The 19,215-nt window shown below is 59.9% G+C and carries 18 protein-coding genes; 12 read left to right on the forward strand and 6 right to left on the reverse strand.

Annotated features, from left to right (window positions below):
• Nucleotides 1-15: 15 nt before the first annotated feature.
• Together IPJ12_16165 and IPJ12_16170 are read right to left on the reverse strand one after the other, a co-directional pair.
• A complete protein-coding gene (locus IPJ12_16165) occupies nucleotides 16-300 on the reverse strand; it encodes a DUF1330 domain-containing protein (GenBank protein MBK7648635.1) in 285 nt (94 codons plus the stop codon).
• Nucleotides 297-875 (reverse strand): cob(I)yrinic acid a,c-diamide adenosyltransferase, encoded by a 579-nt coding sequence (locus IPJ12_16170; GenBank protein ID MBK7648636.1) that lies wholly within the window; start codon nucleotides 873-875, stop codon nucleotides 297-299. The genes IPJ12_16165 and IPJ12_16170 overlap by 4 nt, the downstream gene beginning before the upstream one ends.
• Before the next feature lie 60 nt (nucleotides 876-935).
• Between IPJ12_16170 and hyi the strand changes: the two genes are divergently transcribed.
• From hyi to IPJ12_16205, 7 genes are all read left to right on the forward strand, one after another.
• Nucleotides 936-1,709 (forward strand): hydroxypyruvate isomerase, encoded by a 774-nt coding sequence (gene hyi / locus IPJ12_16175; GenBank protein ID MBK7648637.1) that lies wholly within the window; start codon nucleotides 936-938, stop codon nucleotides 1,707-1,709.
• On the forward strand, nucleotides 1,706-2,965 hold the full coding sequence (locus tag IPJ12_16180) for a glycerate kinase (protein MBK7648638.1): 1,260 nt from the start codon (nucleotides 1,706-1,708) through the stop codon (nucleotides 2,963-2,965). Before hyi ends, IPJ12_16180 begins: the two co-directional genes overlap by 4 nt.
• Before the next feature lie 5 nt (nucleotides 2,966-2,970).
• The gene (locus IPJ12_16185) at nucleotides 2,971-4,452 is read left to right on the forward strand and encodes an FAD-binding protein (protein ID MBK7648639.1); all 1,482 of its coding nucleotides are present in this window, start codon (nucleotides 2,971-2,973) and stop codon (nucleotides 4,450-4,452) included.
• Nucleotides 4,452-5,501, forward strand: a complete 1,050-nt coding sequence (gene glcE / locus IPJ12_16190) for a glycolate oxidase subunit GlcE (GenBank protein ID MBK7648640.1) — start codon at nucleotides 4,452-4,454, stop codon at nucleotides 5,499-5,501. Before IPJ12_16185 ends, glcE begins: the two co-directional genes overlap by 1 nt.
• Before the next feature lie 12 nt (nucleotides 5,502-5,513).
• On the forward strand, nucleotides 5,514-6,749 hold the full coding sequence (gene glcF / locus IPJ12_16195; protein ID MBK7648641.1) for a glycolate oxidase subunit GlcF: 1,236 nt from the start codon (nucleotides 5,514-5,516) through the stop codon (nucleotides 6,747-6,749).
• Entirely contained in the window at nucleotides 6,746-7,639 is an 894-nt protein-coding gene (locus IPJ12_16200; GenBank protein ID MBK7648642.1) for an HDOD domain-containing protein, read from the forward strand. The genes glcF and IPJ12_16200 overlap by 4 nt, the downstream gene beginning before the upstream one ends.
• An 86-nt stretch (nucleotides 7,640-7,725) precedes the next feature.
• Complete coding sequence (locus tag IPJ12_16205) at nucleotides 7,726-8,499, forward strand: serine/threonine-protein phosphatase (GenBank protein ID MBK7648643.1); 774 nt, start codon at nucleotides 7,726-7,728, stop codon at nucleotides 8,497-8,499.
• Between the two features lie 64 nt (nucleotides 8,500-8,563).
• Here the strand turns inward: IPJ12_16205 and IPJ12_16210 are convergent, their stop codons facing one another.
• The 3 genes from IPJ12_16210 to IPJ12_16220 form a co-directional block, all read right to left on the reverse strand.
• Entirely contained in the window at nucleotides 8,564-10,030 is a 1,467-nt protein-coding gene (locus tag IPJ12_16210) for a DEAD/DEAH box helicase (GenBank protein MBK7648644.1), read from the reverse strand.
• A gap of 192 nt (nucleotides 10,031-10,222) precedes the next feature.
• A complete protein-coding gene (locus IPJ12_16215; GenBank protein ID MBK7648645.1) occupies nucleotides 10,223-12,757 on the reverse strand; it encodes a HAMP domain-containing histidine kinase in 2,535 nt (844 codons plus the stop codon).
• A 43-nt stretch (nucleotides 12,758-12,800) separates the two neighbouring features.
• Entirely contained in the window at nucleotides 12,801-13,205 is a 405-nt protein-coding gene (locus tag IPJ12_16220) for a hypothetical protein (protein ID MBK7648646.1), read from the reverse strand.
• Between the two features lie 93 nt (nucleotides 13,206-13,298).
• Between IPJ12_16220 and IPJ12_16225 the strand changes: the two genes are divergently transcribed.
• The 5 genes from IPJ12_16225 to IPJ12_16245 all read left to right on the forward strand — a co-directional run bounded on the left by IPJ12_16225 (nucleotide 13,299) and on the right by IPJ12_16245 (nucleotide 18,823).
• Nucleotides 13,299-14,609, forward strand: a complete 1,311-nt coding sequence (locus IPJ12_16225) for an extracellular solute-binding protein (protein MBK7648647.1) — start codon at nucleotides 13,299-13,301, stop codon at nucleotides 14,607-14,609.
• Nucleotides 14,610-15,353, forward strand: a complete 744-nt coding sequence (ugpQ, locus tag IPJ12_16230) for a glycerophosphodiester phosphodiesterase (protein MBK7648648.1) — start codon at nucleotides 14,610-14,612, stop codon at nucleotides 15,351-15,353.
• A 64-nt stretch (nucleotides 15,354-15,417) separates the two neighbouring features.
• Nucleotides 15,418-15,774: a hypothetical protein gene (locus IPJ12_16235; protein MBK7648649.1), complete on the forward strand. Its 357-nt coding sequence runs from the start codon at nucleotides 15,418-15,420 to the stop codon at nucleotides 15,772-15,774.
• Between the two features lie 134 nt (nucleotides 15,775-15,908).
• Nucleotides 15,909-18,524 (forward strand): alanine--tRNA ligase, encoded by a 2,616-nt coding sequence (gene alaS / locus IPJ12_16240; GenBank protein ID MBK7648650.1) that lies wholly within the window; start codon nucleotides 15,909-15,911, stop codon nucleotides 18,522-18,524.
• Nucleotides 18,521-18,823 carry a hypothetical protein gene (locus IPJ12_16245; protein MBK7648651.1) on the forward strand — a complete coding sequence of 101 codons (303 nt, stop codon included), beginning with the start codon at nucleotides 18,521-18,523 and terminating at the stop codon, nucleotides 18,821-18,823. Before alaS ends, IPJ12_16245 begins: the two co-directional genes overlap by 4 nt.
• On the opposite strand, the gene IPJ12_16250 is transcribed toward IPJ12_16245, so the two are convergent.
• On the reverse strand, nucleotides 18,824-19,138 hold the full coding sequence (locus tag IPJ12_16250) for a hypothetical protein (GenBank protein MBK7648652.1): 315 nt from the start codon (nucleotides 19,136-19,138) through the stop codon (nucleotides 18,824-18,826). It abuts the gene before it with no gap.
• Nucleotides 19,139-19,215 lie beyond the last annotated feature (77 nt).

Consider the following 19,215-nt stretch of genomic DNA (forward strand, 5'->3'; position numbering starts at 1 on the left):
CCTGGCGCAGGTTGGTCAGTCGGTGAAGGAGAGCAATTCGAGATCGGCCGCCTGCTGGCGCAGTGGAATCAGGGCTTGGTAAGCAGCCGACTGCTGCCAGCCATTGACCGAGGCCAGATCGGGAAAGCGGATGACGACGGTGTCGGTATGCGCATGCTGGCCGGCGATGACGCCGGCCAGTTGGCCGCGAAAGAGCAGTTCGGCCCCCCACGGCGCCAGCGTGGCCGGCACCTGGGCACGGTATTGCGCCCATTTGTCGGCATCCTTGACGGTGATGTGGCCGATGACGCACGCGCTCATACGGCGTTCTTGCCTTTTTGCCAGAGCACGTCGCCACGGCCGCCGGCGCGGTTGAGGGCACGGCCGAGGATGAAGAGCAGGTCGGAGAGGCGATTGATATAGCGGCGGGCAGCTTCGGACAGTGGCTCGGCAGCGTGCAGGCGAACCATCGAACGCTCGGCGCGGCGGCAGACGGTGCGGCTCAGGTGGGCGAGCGAGGCAGCGCGGGTGCCGCCGGGCAGGATGAATTCCTTGAGCATCGGCAGGTCGGCGTTGAAGGCCTCGGCCTGCGCTTCGAGGCGGGCGACTTGCGCGTCTTTCATGACGGCCATGCCGGGCAGGCAGAGTTCGCCGCCGAGATCGAATAAATCATTCTGGACATCGAGCAGCGCGGCGCGCATGGTGTCCGGCATTTCTTCGCAGAGCAGTACGCCGAGGCCGGAGTTCAACTCATCGACTTCGCCGATGGCGTCGATGCGCAGGCTGTCCTTGGTGGTGCGGCTGCCGTCGCCAAGGCCGGTGGTGCCGGCATCGCCGGTGCGAGTGACGATTTTGGACAGGCGGTTGCCCTTGCGTTCTTTTTCGGTGTCGTTCATGGCGTTCTCCTGAGTGAGTGCGGATTATACTTTTGGCTCACGCCACAGACTGTCATCGCCATGCCAAAGTTTGCCGCCAACCTCAGTTTTTTATTTACCGATGCGCCGTTTGAGGAACGCTTCCAGCGGGCCGCTGCCGCAGGGTTTCAGGGCGTCGAATATCTGTTTCCCTACGACTGGCCGGCGCACGACGTCACCGAGTGGTTGAAGGCGGCCGATGTCGAACAGGTGCTGTTCAATCTGCCGCCGGGCGACTGGGCCGCCGGTGAGCGTGGGCTGGCCTGCCTGCCGCATCGTCAGGGCGAATTTGCGGAAGGCGTCGAGCAGGCGCTGAATTACGCCATGGTACTCGATTGCGCGCGTGTGCACTGCATGGCGGGGTTGTGCCCGTGGGGCGTTAGCCAGGACGAACTCGAAGCAACCTACATCGCCAATTTGCAATTTGCGGCCGATCGCTTTGCGACTGTCGGCGCAACCGTGATGATCGAACCGATCAACAGTCGCATCGACATGCCCGGCTACTGGCTGGACGGCGTGGACAAGGCCGTGCGACTGCTGGGCGCCATTGACCGCAGCAACGTGAAGCTGCAGCTCGACCTCTACCACGCGCAGATTATCCAGGGGGATCTGGCGAGGACCATCGAAGCCAACATCGCTCGCATCGGCCACCTCCAGATTGCCGACAACCCCGGCCGCCATGAGCCGGGGACCGGCGAAATCAACTACCCGTTTTTGTTTGATCTCATCGACAGGCTCGGCTACGACGGCTGGGTCGGCTGCGAATACAAGCCGTTGACGACGACCGAAGCAGGTCTCGGTTGGCTGCCTAAATGATGAATCCACGTGACATTCTGCGCCGCCTGTTCGACGCAGCCATCGCAGCCGCCGACCCGGCCTTGTGCGTGCCGCCGCATTTGCCGCCGGATGATGGTGGGCGGTTGATCGTCATTGGCGCCGGCAAGGCATCGGCGGCGATGGCGCGGGCGGTCGAGCAGCATTGGTCCGGGCCGCTGGAAGGTCTGGTCGTCACGCGCTACGGCCACGGTGTGCCGTGCGAACGGATCCAAATCGTCGAGGCATCGCACCCGGTGCCGGACGCTGCCGGCGAGGCCGCTGCACTTTCCATTTTTGAGCAAATTTCCGGGTTGACCGTGGAAGACCGTGTTCTGGCGCTGATTTCCGGTGGCGGCTCGGCTTTGCTGGCGGCGCCAGCACCTGATGTGCCGCTGGCCGAAAAGCGGGGGCTGACCTCGGCCTTGCTGCGCTCGGGGGCGAGTATTGGCGAGATCAACTGCTTGCGCAAGCATCTGTCTGCGCTCAAGGGCGGCCGACTGGCCGCAGCCGCCTGGCCGGCCTCGGTGCTGACGCTGGCTATTTCCGATGTGCCCGGCGACGACCCGGCGGTCATCGCTTCCGGCCCAACCGTGGGCGACCCGACGACCTGTGCCGATGCACTGCGGGTGCTCGATTTTTACCATATCGCCATCCCGTCCGAGCTGCGCCAGCGACTGCGATCCGGCGATCTGGAAACGCCCAAGCCGGGCGATCCCCGTCTTGCCCACAGTGAATTTCGCCAGATCGCCAGCCCGCGCCAGATGCTCGAAGCTGCCGCGGAGGAGGCGCAACGCCTCGGCATTACGCCGCTCATCCTGGGTGACGCGATCGAAGGCGAGGCGCGGGAAGTCGGCAAGGTCATGGCCGGCATCGCGCAATCCTGCGCTCGACACGGCTTTCCCGCCCAAAAGCCCTGCGTCCTGCTCTCTGGCGGTGAAACATCGGTGACGATGAAAGGCGATGGGCGCGGCGGACGCAACACCGAATTCCTGCTCAGCCTGGCGCTGGCGCTCGACGGTGCGCCCGGCATTCATGCGCTGGCCGCCGATACCGACGGCATCGATGGCAGCGAAGACAATGCCGGGGCTTTCGTCACACCCGATACACCGCCACGGGCAAGGGCGCTTGGACTGGATCTGCGCGCCAGGCTGGCCAATAACGATGCCTGGAGCTGTTTTTCCGAACTCGGTGATTTGCTCGTCACCGGCCCGACACTGACCAACGTGAACGACTTCCGCGCCATCCTCGTAGAATGATCGCCATGAACGCTCCTGACCCCGTCTTCACAACCGATCTCGACATCCTGACCCGGCGCCTTCGGCTGTTTCTGCCGGCGCATTGTCTTCTGGTCGGTGAAGAGGATTTACGCCCCTACGAGTGCGATGGCCTGACCGCCTACCGCGAACTGCCGCTCGCCGTCTGTCTGCCGGAAACCGAGGTGCAGGTCATCGACATCCTGCGCACCTGCCACAGCCTCGGCGTGCCGGTGGTCGCCCGGGGGGCTGGCACGGGCTTGTCAGGTGGTGCGATGCCGCACGCTCAAGGCGTGGTTTTGTCGCTGGCTCGCTTCAACAAGATTCTGCGGGTTGATCGTGCGGCGCGGCTGGCCGTGGTGCAGCCCGGCGTGCGCAACCTGGCCGTCTCGGAAGCGGCGGCGCCCTTCGGTCTCTACTACGCGCCAGATCCCTCATCGCAGATTGCCTGCACGCTGGGCGGTAACGTGGCCGAAAACTCCGGTGGCGTGCATTGCCTGAAATACGGCCTGACCGTACACAACGTGCTGCGCATCCGCGTCGTCAGCATTGAGGGCGAGGTTTTTGAGATCGGTTCCGAGGCGCCGGATGCGCCGGGCTATGACTTGCTGGCGCTGATGATCGGCTCGGAAGGCATGCTCGGCGTTGTCACCGAAGTCACCGTCAAGCTGGTGCCCAAGCCGGAACTGGCGCAGGTGGTCATGGCCTCCTTCGCCGACGTCGCCAAGGCCGGCGACGCCGTGGCCGCGATCATCGCCGCCGGCATCATTCCGGCCGGGCTGGAGATGATGGACAGGGCTGCGACGGCAGCGGTCGAGCCCTTTGTCAAAGCCGGCTACGACATGAACGCCGAAGCCATTCTGCTCTGCGAGTCGGACGGCACGCCGGAAGAGGTCGCCGAGGAAATCGCCCGTGTCGCCGAGGTTTTGAACGCCGCTGGCGCCAGCGAGATCCGCGTCTCGCTATCCGAAGCCGAGCGCCTGCGCTTTTGGGCCGGGCGCAAGGCGGCATTTCCGGCGGTCGGCCGAATCACGCCGGACTACTACTGCATGGACGGCACTATTCCGCGCAAGCGGCTGGCCGAAATGCTGTCGGCGATCGCCGAGATGGAGCGCAAATACGGCCTGCGCTGCGCCAACGTCTTCCACGCCGGCGACGGCAACCTGCATCCGCTGATCATGTACGACGCCGCGCAGCCGGGCAATTGGGAACGCGCTGAAGCCTTCGGCGCCGAAATCCTCGAAATGTCAGTGGCCTTGGGCGGCTCAATCACCGGTGAGCACGGCGTCGGCATCGAGAAAATCAACCAGATGTGCGTCCAGTACGCGACGCCGGAAATTGAGGCTTTTCATCGCGTCAAGGCGGCGTTCGATGAAACGGGACTGCTCAACCCGGGCAAGGCCGTGCCCAGCCTGCACCGCTGCGCCGAATATGGGCGCATGCACGTTCATCATGGCGACGTTAAATTCCCTGAACTGGAGCGTTTCTGATGCAGCTTGACGACATTGTTGCCGCCGTCAAGGCAGCACACGATAATCGAACGCCGCTGCGTATCCGCGGTGCCGGCAGCAAGGATTTCTACGGCGGCATGCTGGCCGGGGAAATCCTCGATGTTTCCGGTTATCGCGGCATTGTTGCCTACGAACCGACTGAGCTCTACATCACCGCCCAATGCGGCACGTCGCTTGCAGAAATCGAGGCAGTGCTGGCGGAAAAAGGTCAGATGCTGGCTTTTGAACCGCCACATTTCGGTGGTGCTACGGTGGGCGGCGGCGTTGCCGCGGGTTTGTCCGGCCCACGCCGCCAGCAAGCGGGAGCGGTGCGTGACTTCGTGCTGGGGGTGAAGCTGGTCGATGGCTCCGGTCAGGTGCTGAACTTTGGCGGCCAGGTTATGAAGAACGTGGCGGGCTACGACGTTTCGCGCCTGATCGCCGGCAGCCTTGGTACGCTGGGGGTAATCGCCGAGATTACGCTCAAGGTGCTGCCCAGGCCGGTTGCCGAGCAGACGCTGGTTTTTGACTGCGATGCCAGAGAGGCGATACGCCGGCTTAACGAGTGGGGCGGCCAACCTATGCCGATTTCTGCTTCCTTCTGGTTCGAAGGACAACTGTGGTTGCGTCTTTCCGGAGCGCGGGCGGCAGTCGAGGCAGCAATTGGAAAACTGGGTGGAGATCCTATGGTCAACCCGGAAAGCCACTGGAATTCAATAAAAGAACAGACCCACGCCGCGTTCGATGGCAGCCTGCTGTGGCGACTTTCGGTGCCATCGACGGCGCCTTGTCCAGGCTTGGACGGCCTGCGTGCCATCGAGTGGGGCGGTGCCCAGCGCTGGTATGCCGGCGAGCAGGCCGCTGTGCGCGAGGCCTCGGCCCGAATCGGTGGCCATGCCGTGCTCTACCGCGCGCCGGAGTCATTGCGCTGCCTGGAAGGCGCGTTTGCGCCGTTGCAGCCGGCGTTGCTGGCGCTGCATCGTCGCCTGAAAGAGGCCTTCGACCCGAAGGGTATTCTCAACCCCGGCCGTCTGTACGCGGAGTTTTAGGGAAATGCGCTGATGGATACCAAGCTGACAGACGAACTGCGCGCCACCCATGCTGGCCAGGTCGCCGAGGACATTCTCCGCAAGTGCGTGCACTGCGGATTTTGCACGGCAACTTGCCCGACCTACCAGATTTTGGGCGATGAACTCGACGGCCCGCGCGGCCGTATTTACCTGATCAAGCAAGTACTGGAAGGCAAGCCGGTTACGGAAAAAACACGGACCCATCTCGACCGCTGCCTGACTTGCCGCGCCTGCGAAACGACTTGCCCTTCGGGCGTCAAGTACAGCCATCTGCTGGATATCGGGCGACAAGTCGTAGAGGACAGATTGCCACGTTCGCTGGGCGAATCATTGCCGCGTGCCTTGCTTCGCGCTGTCTTGCCACGTCCGGCCCTGTTCGGCGCAGCGGTCAAGCTCGGCCGCGCTTTCCGTCCTTTGTTGCCCTCGCGCCTCGCCGACAAGCTGCCGCCGGCCCAGGCTGCCGGTGCGCCCTGGCCGAAAACGGAAGGTAATCCGCGTCGCATGCTGGCGCTGGCGGGCTGCGTGCAACCTGCGCTGGCGCCGAATATCAATGCGGCGACTGCCCGCGTTCTCGACAAGTTGGGTATCGAACTGTTTGAGGCGGAGAAGGCGGGCTGCTGCGGCGCCGTCCGCTTTCATCTGAGCGATCAGGAAGCGGCGAAGAATGACATGCGCCGCAATATCGACGCTTGGTGGCCACATGTCGAGGCGGGTATCGAAGCTATCGTGGTGACTGCCTCGGGTTGTGGCGTGCAGGTCAAGGATTACGGCCATATTCTCGCCAATGACACGGTCTACCGGGAAAAAGCGGCAAAAATCAGTATTTTGTGTCGCGATCCTGCCGAGGTCTTGAGTGCCGAACAAGGAGCACTCTTGTCATTGTTGGCGGCGCGTCAGGATCGACGTGGCAAACTGGCCTTTCATTCGCCCTGCACCCTGCAGCATGGCCTGCATATCCGTGGCAGTATCGAGACCTTGTTGCAGGCGGCTGGGTACGATTTGACGCCGGTTGCTGACAGCCATCTGTGCTGTGGTTCAGCCGGCACTTATTCAATTTTGCAGCCCGAGTTGGCCGGTAAGTTGCGCGCCAACAAGCTGGCTGCGCTCACGGCCGGTGGGCCGGCGCAGGTGGCAACGGCGAATATTGGCTGTCTGACGCATCTGCAGGCCGGTAGCATCGTGCCGGTTCGGCACTGGATTGAATTGATTGACGAGGTTCTTGCATGAGTAGTGCCCCAACATCGGTTTTTGAAATTACCAAGTCGCAGGGGGCTGACGACGCTGGCCGTATCAAGCGATTGCTTGAAAACGGCGTGAAAATTCCGGCCCAGCCGAGAGTGCTGGAAGAGCTGAGCCAGCACATGAAACGCAGCGAGCTGGATGTGCGCGTGCTGGCCAAGGTCATCAATCAGGATCCCGGCTTGACGGCGATGCTCTTCAAGGTGGTCGGTAATTCCGCTTACCGGCAGCACCAGCCCTTCGCTTCAGTCGAGGAAATCCTGCACGCCGTTGGCGTTCGGCAAACCTTCAATCTGGTTCAGGCCATTGCGCTGTCGAGCATGGGGGATATCAAGAAATACCGTCAGGTGTACGAAGCCTTCTGGGCGCGCTCGCATGCCGTCGGCCAGCTGGCCATGCTGGTCGCTGACGAGAGAATCGCCGTCTGCAATATTTTCCCCGACCAGGCTTACCTGGCCGGCATCTTTCACGATTGCGGCGTACCGTTGCTGATGCAGCGCTTTCCGACTTACTGCAACGAGATGAAACTGGGGACGCCCGGTATCTGGACCGATCTGGGCGAAGAGGACCGCAAATTCAATGCGGACCATTGTGTGGTTGGCTATCTGGTTGCCCGTCACTGGCATCTGCCGGAATTCATCTGCGATGCCATCCGCTATCACCATGCCATCGGCGACCTGGGTCTGCCCGAGGCGCGTAGCATGGTTGCCATTGTCCAGTTGGCCATCGACATCTATTACCGCGATCAGCGCATTCCCAACATGGAATGGGAGAGTCTCAAAGACGATGTTCTGCCTGAGCTGGGCCTGAGCGAAGATGCCCTGCCGGAATTCGTCGATGTCATCCTTGAACGTTTCGGAAACGGTGCAGGCTTGTAAATGTCACGCTCAAATCCAGTCTTTGACACAGTGTTGGCGGTTAGCCAAGGCATTCGTGATAATCTTTCGGCCACCAAGGAGGAAGGATGCCGATAGCAGTCGATGCCTGTGCAGCACAGCATCAGGGAGATCGCAAGGAACAGCAGGATCGCGTTGCCATCCTGGCGCACCCGCGTAAACGCGGCGTGGCGCTGGCTGTCGTTGCCGATGGCATGGGCGGCCATACCGGTGGGGCCTTGGCCGCAGAGCAGGTCGTGCACACCGCCAAGACCAATCTCGAACAATTTTTTTCCATCGATGAAAACCCGCAATTGATGCTGCAAAACAGCATGCGCGAGGCACATACGATGATCAAGGCGTCGCGTTTCATGAATGAAATGGACCCGCATAGCACCGCTGTGATGTTGCTGCTGCAGCCGGGTCGTATTACTTGGGGCCATTGCGGCGACAGTCGGCTCTACCATTTTCGGGGCACCAATCTGGTCAATCGTTCTGTTGATCACTCCTACGTCGAGTATTTGATTTCCACCGGAAAAATCACCGCCGAGCAGGCACTTACTCACCCCAACCGTAATGTGTTGCTGGCTTCGCTGGGCGGGCAGGATGATCCGAAAATTGCGCTTGATGAAACCAGTGATCTGGCCGCTGGCGACGCCTTCGTGCTGTGTTCCGATGGGCTTTGGGCTTATTTCGACGATATCGAACTCGGCGTGCTGATCGCGCAGAATTCGGCTCGCCAAGCTTGTGAAGTCCTGATCGACAAGGCGAGGCGGCGTGCCAACGGTAGCGGCGACAACCTTTCGTTGGCGATCATCAAGCTGATCGATGCGTTGCCGAGCAAGTCTACGTTACGCATCTGAGTCTGTTTCAGATTAAAAAATAATGGCGCCTCATGGCGCCATTATTTTTTAATAATGCTTAGATTTACTTGCGGCCTAGACCACCAAGCAGTGCAGCTACCACGCGTTTTGGCTTGTGCGGATCAACACGGGCGGGAACGGTCGGGGAATCCGGCACTTCGCCGCGAGGTGAGTTGTCTTCGTACGGTTTGCTGAAGTCAAAACCATCTGCGGCGATCATTGGGTTGCGACGCGGCGGACGACGGTCATTGCGGTCGCTACGTTCCGGACGGCTTGAACGCTCAGTGTTGCGCTCGGGACGCTCGCCACGCTCAGGCCGCTGGGCGACAGGCGCGACGACCGGTGCGCTGCGTTTTTTCTTGTTGCCCGGTGGGTATTCGTATTCCGGCTCCGGCTCGAAGCCGGCAACTTCGATCTGCTCGATGGGGCGCTTGATCAGTTTCTCGATATCGACCAGATAGCAAACTTCACGGGCGCTGACCAGTGAAATGGCGTTGCCCATCTTGCCGGCACGACCGGTACGGCCGATGCGGTGCACGTAGTCTTCCGGCGTGTGCGGCAGTTCGTAGTTGATGACGTAGGGCAGGTCATCAACATCCAGCCCGCGGGCAGCAACATCGGTGGCGATGAGCGCATGCGTTTCACCGCCCTTGAAAGCCTCCAGTGCTTTGATGCGGTCAAGCTGGCTTTTGTCGCCGTGAATGGCATCTGCCTTGATGCCGGCGCGCTGAAGTTCGCGGGTCAGGCGTGAACAGCCCTGTTTTGTCCGCATGAAGACAATGCATTGGCGGATTTCACCGGATCGCAGCAACTTGGTCAGCAATCCACGCTTGCCGTATTCGGATACCGGATGGACGCGGTGCGTGATGGTGTCGGAAACCTGGTTGCGGCGAGCAACTTCAATCAGCACCGGCGACTTCAGCATGGTATCGGCGAGCTTCTTGATTTCTTCCGAGAAGGTGGCCGAGAAGAGCAGGCTCTGGCGCTGGGCGGGCAGCATGTTCAGGATTCGCGTGACGTCAGGTACGAAGCCCATGTCGAGCATGCGGTCGGCTTCATCGAGAACCAGCGCCTGCACGGAATTGAAACTGACGCTCTTGTTTTCAACGTGATCGAGCAGTCTGCCCGGTGTTGCGACGAGGATTTCGACACCTCGCTTCAGCTCGGCGATCTGCGGTTTGATATCGACACCGCCGAAGGCGCACATGGCACGGATTGGTGTGTGCTTGCTATAGGTCTTGACTGATTCGAAGACCTGCATGGCCAGTTCGCGGGTCGGGGCGAGAATCAGGGCGCGTACGGGGTGTTTTGCCGGTGAAGGGCTGCTGCTGGCGAAGGGCAGGATGCGCTGCAGGATGGGGAGCGTGAAGGCAGCGGTTTTGCCAGTGCCAGTCTGGGCGCCGCCCATGATGTCCTTGCCGCTGATGACGAGCGGAATGGCTTGCGCTTGAATCGGCGTTGGCTTGGTATAGCCTTCGTCGAGGACGGCACGCAGGAGCTCCGGGGCCAGACCGAGGTCGGCAAAGGTGATTTCAGGCACTGCGTCGGCAGCGATGACTACGGCGTTATCGCCGGCTAAGGTATTGATTTCAGACATGGGGCATGATTATACGCCACCCTGCTGTGCAACAGCCGGATGCTTGTTGCCTGTGTAAAAATCGTCAGGTAGAAATTGGGCGAGCAAGTGTGTGCTTTGGAGACGGACAACGATATCGCGATCAGGCTATAGGGGCTGGTTGGGCGGGAGGTGTACGGCGAAAGTCGAGCCGACGCCGACTTCAGAATCGAGCGTGACGCGTCCCCCCATGTGTTCTGCCAATTGTTTGACGAGTGCCAGCCCAAGGCCGGCGCCACCCTGTTCACGCGTCAGAAAATTGGCCAACTGGTGAAATTTCTCAAAGATGATTTCGTGGTTTTCGGGCGGGATGCCGGGGCCTGTATCGCGAACCGCAAACGTGATTTCGTGCTCACGCTGCGTAACGATCAGGCTGATCTGCCCGGTCGCGGTAAATTTGACGGCGTTGCTCAGCAGATGGTTCAGTATCTGACATAACCGCGTAGGGTCAGTCGATACCGCTAACGGCAGGTCTGGTGCCAAATTCAGTTCAAATGTCAGGCCTTTGGCTTGTGCCGATACTTGATGGCTGGCAGCGCAATCGGTAATCAGACTGGCCAGTGGCGTTGCGACCTGGTTAAAGCGCATTTCGCCCGATTCGATCTTGGCCAGATCCAGAATTTCATTCACCAGATTGAGCAGGTGGCTGCCGCTCTGCTCAATGATGTCGATGTAACTCCGATGTTCCGGATTCTCCAGCTCGTACCGGAGTAGCTCGGCAAAACCGAGAATGCCATTGAGCGGCGTGCGCAGTTCATGTGACATAGTGGCCAGGAAGGCTGATTTCTGGCGACTTGCCGCCTCCGCCTTTTCCTTGGCTTCTTCAAGCCGTTTGAACGACTCTTCGACTGAGTCGGCCATGTGGTTGAAGGAGCGGGAAAGTTCGCCGATTTCGTCGGTTGAGCGGGTATCCAGGCGGCGGGTGCGGTCACCTTGCTGGAAGGCGTGGATTCCGGAGATCATGGCGGTAATGCGGTGGGTAAGAAGGCTGGCCATCCAGATGGCAATGCCGATGACGATGGCCACCATCAGCAAGGTCGATGCCCAAAGGCCGAAGGCAGTCGAGGTCAGGCTTTGCTGGATCTGGTCAAGCATTTCGCCACGCTGGGTCTTGAAACTGGCGTCCTTTTGCGCCAGCAGTGTATTGATTTGGCTGGCCGTTTCTGTAGCTGCCTTGTGGAATTCATCGACATTGGCGCCGATTGTGACGAAGCCGAAGCCTTGCGGGGTTTTTCCGTACTGGCCGGTGTAGTAGGGAATGGCGGCGGCGGTGGTTAATTTCCACAGCCCCGAGAAATAAATGACGAACGAACCTGAGCCCCCATGTTCGGTGACTGCGTTCCAGCCATCGCACTGCGGTGAAAAATTGAGGTATCGACAGTCGAGGCCAACGGTGCCAGCCTGCACAAGCGCGCGGGCGGGCTTTCGTTTCAGGTTCTGGTCACGAAATGCGGGGATGCCGGCAAGGAATTCGTACGATGGTTGTCCACTTTTTTGCCATTCGGTGTAGAGCTCGTCATCCATCCAGGGGGTTGCCGGCAGACCGGTTTTTGGGTCGTATCCGACAATGAAATAGTCACGTGGATGAGAAATGGAGCGGCTCTTGTGGTCCCAAAGGAAGGCATAGTTCCCCTTGATGGCGTCGGCAATGGGTGTGTAGCGTTCTTCGGTCGGCATCAGGCGGTCCGAGAACTGGCGGATGTGGTCGTGATCGAGGGCCAAGGTGACATAGCCATTGATCTGGCCGTTTCTGACGACCGGCATGGCCCAGCGCACGATGCCACGAAAGCGCTTGCCAACCGGATTTTCAGTGCCCGCGTAGGCTGAGTCTTCAGGTTTGAAGGGCTTGCCGGCCTTTTCCAGCGTAGCCGGTAGGTAGGGGCCGATAATCTGCGTTGGAACGTAGGCACCGATGACGTCGGAAACGTAGATTTCGCCAGCCTTGAGTTTTTTGAGCTCGGGAAAATAGGTTTCCGCCTTGATAAAGGTGTTGCGACGGTCGACCACATTTTTGAGGCCTTTTTCCGTTAATTGGCCAGTCGTAACCTTTATTTTTTCCTGCCCGTTGAGGTCAATGTAAGTCATCTCGACAAAGAGCGGGCGCATCTCGCTGTCACCGAAATACTCGGGTGGGCGGGCGTGGAAGTCCTTTGCGTTGTCTGGCAGGACTGGTCGTGTCACTGTAGCTGTGCGGGAAGCGACCTGTTCAGGCTCCCAGGATTTACCATCTTGGGCCAGCTTCCACGGTCCATGCTGATAGATGGTTCGGCTTCGCTCGTTCAAGAAGCGTCGGAAACTGGTGGCGGATGGATCGAGGGCCGCCGCCTGACGAATATCAGCGTCACGCTCGTAAAGGAAGGTGGCAATTTCCTTGGCGGCGTCGGTTGTCAAGGACTCGATGGCTTCGCGGGAACGCTGGTCCAGGGCGCGGATGGAGTCGTCGGTGACCGTTTTGCCAACCGATTTGATGGTTGACAGCATTGCATCGGCCATGCTGCCTGCTTTTTTCGAGACATCCTGCCCGAGTTGGCTGGTCGCGTACCAGGCAAACCAGGCAAGTAATAGTAGCGGGACAACCTTGATCAGAACAAAAATTGCGATCAGCTTGCCGCGGATTCCGCCCAGAAACGCTGGAAGCCTCATTAAATTGCCCTCTGGACGTGGTCAGTTTGATTGGACGGCGGAATTAGTGCGAGTCAGCTTTTTTTTCGGCGTCGGCTTTCGTTCCGCTTTCTGCCTTGGTGTCAGTGTCAGGAGCGGTGTCCTGCGCGGCGGGCTTTCTCTTTTTCCGGTTGCCGGGCGGTTCGGGTGGCGGTAACAAAGGCACGATGGTCTCCAGCTTGTTCTCGCGCATGTATTCATCCATTTCGCGCCAGCCGGCGTAGATGCCTGCTTTGGGCAGCCAGCTGTAGATCGAGTAACAGTCCTCGATGGCCCGCCCGGATTGCCGGCAGGCGCTACCGACGGCCTTGGCTTCCGGTTCCATGCGCGCTTCTTTTTTTGCCGGGTCTTCCATGCCCAGTTTCTGGCTGATCTGATCGCAGGCGACCAGATTCAGGAAAATGAGGGTAAGTAAAGTCCGCTTGATCATGGCGGGATTTTCGCATATTTGCGAAAGATGTGTGTGATGCATCGATTCACCCGCCAGTTATAATTGTGCCCTTTAAGATTTTGTGGAGTACTCATGTCGCATTGCATCCGTCCACTGTCGCTCGCCATTACATTGGTACTGGCTTGTTCCGTTGTTCAGGCCAAACCGGCCAAGCGTGCTGCAAAGCATGTCGCCGCCACGGCAGTTGCCCCGGCGGTTTCTGCCGAGTTTGAGCTGGCACACAATCTGGGCCCGGTTGGCGAGGATCGTCTGCAAGCGGTGGTAGACCGCTTCAACAAGGAATCAGGCAGCACCCTGAAGCTGGTGCGTCTGGAGAAGGGAAGCAAGCCGGCAGTCCTGAATCTGGTGCGTCGCTATGACATGAGCGATGTCCTCAGTCAGTCAAAACAGTTTGTTCCCCTCTACAGCGTAATGGCCAAGGCCGGTGAGCCGCTGAATTTCGGCGAGTTGTCAGGCGATTTGAAGGCTGGCGTGGTCGATGCGAAAGGACGTCTGGTTGCATTACCCGTCGTTTATTCGACGCCAGTGCTGTTTTATAACAAGAATGCGTTCCGCAAGGCCAAACTGGATCCGGAGCAGCCGCCAAAGACCTGGTTTGAAATGCAGGGCATGCTCGACAAACTCCAGGATGCCGGCTATGCATGCCCTTACACCTCGTCGTGGCCGGTCTGGGTGCATATTGATAACGTGAGTGCTGTTTCCGGTGTCCCGGCAATGTCAGAAAAAGGGCAGCTGACTTTCAATGGACTACCACAAGTCAAGCATCTGGCCATGATGGCGACCTGGACCAAGGCCAATTACTTCAAGCTATTCGGGCGTCGTGACGAGGCCAGTGCCAAGTTCCACGATGGTGAGTGCGCGATGATCAGCACCGACTCTCGGGAATTCACCAATTTCCGTGATGCGAAGGGCGTTGAGTTGGGCGTTGCACCGCTACCGTATCATGATGATGTCTATGGTGGACGTCAGTCCTCGCTGGCTGACGGGGCTTCGTTGTGGGTAGGCGCTGGTCGCTCGCCGGCACAATACAAGCAGGCCGCGAAATTTGTTTCTTTCCTGCTGTCGCCGGAAATGCAGGTTGAAATGGTTCGCGCATACGGCGGTTTGCCGCTGACGGCCGCTGCTCGTGCTGCTACGCACAGCAAGGTGCTCAAGGATGACGACAAGACACTGGAGATCGCCTACGCCTCACTGAAGGGCAATGGCGGCAAGCCGGCAGTACGTGTCGCCAACATCGACCCGGTGCGCATCATTGCGAATGAAGAGCTGGAAGCTGTCTGGGCAGACAAAACGCCGGCCAAGGCAGCATTGGATACGTCAGTTAACCGCGGCAATGCCCTGCTTGGGGCCAAGCCCGCCCTGAAGAAATCGCAGCCCTTCTAAATGAAGCGCTCGCTGCCGCGCTGGTTTGCTCATCGTGGCGGCGGGACGCTGGCGCCGGAAAACACGCTGGCCGGCATCCGGCTTGCTGCACGAATGGGATTCAAGGCCGTCGAATTTGACGTCATGTTGTCGGCAGATGGTACGCCCGTGCTCATTCATGACGAGACACTGGAGCGCACGACCAGCGGGGCAGGGCGTGTTTGTGATACGTCTGACGACGCGCTGTTTTTATTGGATGCGGGAAATGGCGAGCGCATTCCCCGTTTTTCCGAGGCGGCAGCCCTTTGTCGGGAATATGGCCTGTTGGCGAACATTGAAATCAAGCCGGCGAGCGGCTTCGAACGACAGACTGCAGAGACGGTTGCCCAAATGACTGAAATCCTTTGGCAGGGCGCAAAAGTTGTTCCGCTGATCTCGTCGTTTTCGCTCGAGGCTCTGGAAATTGCTCGTGATCTGGCGCCAAACATTCCCCGCGGCATTTTGTATGAGCATGCGCCGGTCGATTGGCGGGAAACATTAGAACGTATGAGGGCGGTGTCATTGCACTGCGCTGCCGATCAGTTGAGCGACGACGTACTGCTCGAAGCGCAGGCTAATGACATTCCCGTCCTGTGTTACACGGTCAACGGGAAAAAAGCGGCAAAATCAATATTTGATCGTGGCGTCAGTGCCATATTTACCGATCGACTTGATCTCTTTGTCGCCGAAACAAGTGCTTACAAAGGCTTGCATTTAGGCGGCTGATTTTTAGGCTGGTTTGTCTTCTAATGGTTTCCAGGGAGTTCGCCCTATTCATCAGGAGGAAATCATGAAAATCATCAAGACGCTTGCTGTACTTTCCCTCGTTCTGCCGGCACTGGCATTTGCCCAGGCCAACACGCCGCGTGTCGATCAGCGCCAGGCCAACCAGGAGCGCCGCATCGATCAGGGCGTTGCTTCAGGGAGCCTGACGCAACGCGAGGCGAATCGCCTCGAGCGTGGTCAGCAACATGTCGATAACATGGAAAACCGAGCCAAGGCCGATGGCGTGGTCACCCGCCGCGAGCGTGCTCGCCTGAATCACGCTCAGAACGTACAAAGCCGGCATATTTATGCGCAGAAGCATGATCGTCAACATGACTTCAATCACGATGGACGGGTGGATCGTCCGCGCCGCCGCTATTGATGACTGAGCACAGTGGAAAGCGAAATTCCCGCCGACAGGCGGGTTTTTCGTTTTGGGCCTTGTCTCGCCGAAGCTTCACGCTTTCATTTAAAATCACGGATTCCGAATTCAACGCCATGTAGGGCCGACAGCTTATGAAAAGCGCCGAAATCCGCCAGCAGTTCCTCGACTTCTTTGCCTCCAAAGGCCATCAGATTGTGTCGTCCAGTTCGCTGGTGCCGCACGAGGACCCGACGCTGCTGTTTACCAATGCAGGGATGAACCAGTTCAAGGACGTCTTCCTCGGTTTCGACAAGCGTCCCTACACGCGGGCGACGACCTCGCAGAAATGCGTACGCGCCGGCGGCAAGCACAACGACCTCGAGAACGTCGGTTACACCGCACGTCACCACACCTTCTTCGAAATGCTCGGCAACTTCAGCTTCGGCGACTACTTCAAGCGCGATGCCATCAAGTACGCCTGGGAACTGCTCACTGAAGTCTACAAGCTACCCAAGGACAAGCTGACCGTCACCGTTTACGCCGAGGACGACGAAGCCTACGACATCTGGACCAAGGAAATCGGTGTGCCGGTCGAGCGCGTCATCCGCATTGGCGACAACAAGGGCGCCCGCTACGCGTCCGACAATTTCTGGATGATGGGTGACACCGGGCCCTGTGGTCCGTGCACCGAGATATTCTACGACCACGGCGAAAAGCACTGGGGCGGCCCCCCGGGATCGCCGGAAGAAGACGGCGACCGTTTCATCGAAATCTGGAACAACGTCTTCATGCAGTTCAACCGCGACGAAGCCGGCGTCATGCATCCGCTGCCCAAGCCCTCGGTCGACACCGGCATGGGCCTGGAGCGAGTCTCCGCCGTGCTGCAGGGCGTGCACGCTAACTATGAAATCGATCTATTCCAGGCCTTGCTCAAGGCAGCAGCCCGAGAAACCAGCGATGCTGACATGGATTCCCCGTCGCTGAGAGTGCTGGCCGACCACATCCGCGCCTGCTCCTTCCTGCTCGCCGATGGCGTCATTCCGGGCAACGAAGGCCGCGGCTACGTCCTGCGCCGGATCATCCGCCGCGCCATCCGCCACGGCTACAAGCTGGGCGCCCGCGCCGCCTTCTTCCACAAGATGGTGCCGGATCTGGTCGCCGAAATGGGCATGGCCTATCCGGAGCTCGGCCAGAACCAGGCCAAGATCGTTGCCACACTGAAACAGGAAGAAGACCGCTTCTTCGAGACCATCGAGCACGGCATGGCCATTCTCGAAGGCGAACTCAAGGCCCTCGGCGAAGGTGGCGTTTTCAACGGCGACACCGCCTTCAAGCTGCACGACACCTACGGTTTCCCGCTCGACCTGACGCAGGACATCTGCCGCGAACACAAGATCACCGTCGATGCCGCTGCCTTCGACGCCGCCATGGCCCGCCAGAAGGACCAGGCGCGCGCCGCCGGCAAGTTCAAGATGGCGACCAATCTCGAGTACGACGGCCCTGCTACGACTTTCCACGGCTACGCCACCCTCGAAGCCAAAGCCAATGTACTCGCCCTGTACAAGGACGGTGCTGCGGTCAACCAGCTCAATGAAGGCGAAATGGGCGTCGTTGTCCTTGACGACACGCCATTCTACGCCGAATCCGGCGGCCAGGTCGGCGACTGCGGCGCGCTGCAGTCGGTGCATGGCATCTTCGCCGTCGAAGATACGCAGAAAATCCAGGCCACCGTCTTCGGCCACCACGGTGTGGTCAAGACCGGCACCATCTCGGTTGGCAACGGCGTCGCCGCCAAGGTCGATGTGCTGGCACGCCAGCGCATCATGCGCAACCACTCGGCGACCCACCTGCTGCACAAAGCGCTGCGCGAAGTACTCGGCGATCACGTCCAGCAAAAGGGCTCGCAGGTCGATCCGGACAAGACCCGCTTCGACTTCGTGCATAACCAGCCGATGACCGACGAGGAAATCCGCCGCGTCGAGAATATCGTCAATGCGGAGATTCTCGCCAACGTCGCCACCGAAACCCGCGTCCTGCCGATTGCCGAAGCCCAGAAGCTCGGTGCCATGATGCTCTTCGGTGAAAAGTATGGCGACGACGTGCGCGTCCTCGACATCGGTTCCTCGCGCGAACTGTGCGGCGGCACCCACGTTTCACGGACCGGCGACATCGGCCTGTTCAGCATCACGGCCGAAGGTGGCGTTGCTGCCGGCGTGCGCCGTGTCGAAGCGGTTACCGGCGACAACGCGCTGGCCTACATGCAGGACATGGAAACCGCCCTCGGCGGTGTCGCCGGCACCCTCAAGGTATTGCCGAAGGATGTGCATGGCCGCGTGCTGGCCGTGCTCGATCAGGTCAAGAAGCTCGAACGCGAACTGGCCGCCCTCAAGGGCAAGCTGGCTTCGGCGCAAGGCGACGACATGTTGTCGAACGCCGTCGACGTCAAGGGGGCCAAGGTTCTCGCGGCAACGCTCGAAGGCGCTGACGTCAACGCGCTGCGCGAAACCATGGACAAGCTGCGCGACAAGCTGAAATCAGCGGCCATCGTGCTGGCTTCGGTGGTGGATGGCAAGGTGACGCTGATTGCCGGCGTGACGGCTGACCTGACCGGCAAGGTCAAGGCAGGCGAGCTGGTTAACATGGTCGCCCAGCAGGTCGGCGGCAAGGGGGGCGGGCGTCCGGACATGGCGCAGGCCGGCGGTACACAGCCGGAAAACCTGACGGCTGCATTGGCGTCGGTGCCGACCTGGGTTGAGGGCCGGCTATGAAAACCGTTTTTGCACTCATGATAATCCTGGCGGCGGGGCAGTGCCTCGCTGCTGAACTGGACCGTACGCCGCTGGAGGCCACGACGGTCGACGGGCAAAAAGTGCGTCTTTTTCCAAACGGTCGCTGGGAATTCGTGGATCAAGCCAAGGCCGCAGCGGCTCAGAAAGTGGCCGCCGAGTACCCGGAAAACAAGGTGCGCCCGGCAGAGGCCCAAGGGGGTATTTTTGGCATAGGCCGGACGGTGATGCCAGGTGACAAGGATTACAACCGAGGTACGTTGAACCCCAAGTTGCGCTGATCAGGGCAGGCGCTGGTCCGGCCCGGCTTCGCGGATGAATTCGCCTTCAATCACCTGATCGCTTCGCGCCGGCTGCTGTGGACGTCCCATCGTTTGGGCGTCGCGCATTTCCTGCATCTGCTTGCGCAGCGCGCGGGTTTTCCACCACAGCCAGCCGCCCAGCATCACGCCGGCGACCGCCACAATCGCCAACGCAACCAGTGAAAACATGAAGGCCAGTACCATGAAGGCCACGCTCAGGACGAAGGCGGCCAGCTTGGCCACTGGCCCAGGCGGTGTGCCTTGTCGAAATTGCGGGTTCTGCCCAAGGTTCATGGTCTGCTCACGTCATTGAAAACGAGATGATTGTAGACGAGTCCCTGTGCTGGTTTGTGCGGGTGCTGTCGCGTTTT

The organism is Betaproteobacteria bacterium, assembly GCA_016709965.1.
Taxonomy (GTDB): domain Bacteria; phylum Pseudomonadota; class Gammaproteobacteria; order Burkholderiales; family Rhodocyclaceae; genus Azonexus; species Azonexus amarohabitans.

Excerpts from the sequence above, each read along its gene's own strand:
- IPJ12_16165 (MBK7648635.1), bottom strand. The coding sequence starts at position 300 with ATGAGCGCGTGCGTCATCGGCCACATCACCGTCAAGGATGCCGACAAA.
- IPJ12_16170 (MBK7648636.1), bottom strand. The coding sequence starts at position 875 with ATGAACGACACCGAAAAAGAACGCAAGGGCAACCGCCTGTCCAAAATC.
- hyi (MBK7648637.1), top strand. The coding sequence starts at position 936 with ATGCCAAAGTTTGCCGCCAACCTCAGTTTTTTATTTACCGATGCGCCG.
- IPJ12_16180 (MBK7648638.1), top strand. The coding sequence starts at position 1,706 with ATGATGAATCCACGTGACATTCTGCGCCGCCTGTTCGACGCAGCCATC.
- IPJ12_16185 (MBK7648639.1), top strand. The coding sequence starts at position 2,971 with ATGAACGCTCCTGACCCCGTCTTCACAACCGATCTCGACATCCTGACC.
- glcE (MBK7648640.1), top strand. The coding sequence starts at position 4,452 with ATGCAGCTTGACGACATTGTTGCCGCCGTCAAGGCAGCACACGATAAT.
- glcF (MBK7648641.1), top strand. The coding sequence starts at position 5,514 with ATGGATACCAAGCTGACAGACGAACTGCGCGCCACCCATGCTGGCCAG.
- IPJ12_16200 (MBK7648642.1), top strand. The coding sequence starts at position 6,746 with ATGAGTAGTGCCCCAACATCGGTTTTTGAAATTACCAAGTCGCAGGGG.
- IPJ12_16205 (MBK7648643.1), top strand. The coding sequence starts at position 7,726 with ATGCCGATAGCAGTCGATGCCTGTGCAGCACAGCATCAGGGAGATCGC.
- IPJ12_16215 (MBK7648645.1), bottom strand. The coding sequence starts at position 12,757 with ATGAGGCTTCCAGCGTTTCTGGGCGGAATCCGCGGCAAGCTGATCGCA.
- IPJ12_16220 (MBK7648646.1), bottom strand. The coding sequence starts at position 13,205 with ATGATCAAGCGGACTTTACTTACCCTCATTTTCCTGAATCTGGTCGCC.
- IPJ12_16225 (MBK7648647.1), top strand. The coding sequence starts at position 13,299 with ATGTCGCATTGCATCCGTCCACTGTCGCTCGCCATTACATTGGTACTG.
- ugpQ (MBK7648648.1), top strand. The coding sequence starts at position 14,610 with ATGAAGCGCTCGCTGCCGCGCTGGTTTGCTCATCGTGGCGGCGGGACG.
- IPJ12_16235 (MBK7648649.1), top strand. The coding sequence starts at position 15,418 with ATGAAAATCATCAAGACGCTTGCTGTACTTTCCCTCGTTCTGCCGGCA.
- alaS (MBK7648650.1), top strand. The coding sequence starts at position 15,909 with ATGAAAAGCGCCGAAATCCGCCAGCAGTTCCTCGACTTCTTTGCCTCC.
- IPJ12_16245 (MBK7648651.1), top strand. The coding sequence starts at position 18,521 with ATGAAAACCGTTTTTGCACTCATGATAATCCTGGCGGCGGGGCAGTGC.
- IPJ12_16250 (MBK7648652.1), bottom strand. The coding sequence starts at position 19,138 with ATGAACCTTGGGCAGAACCCGCAATTTCGACAAGGCACACCGCCTGGG.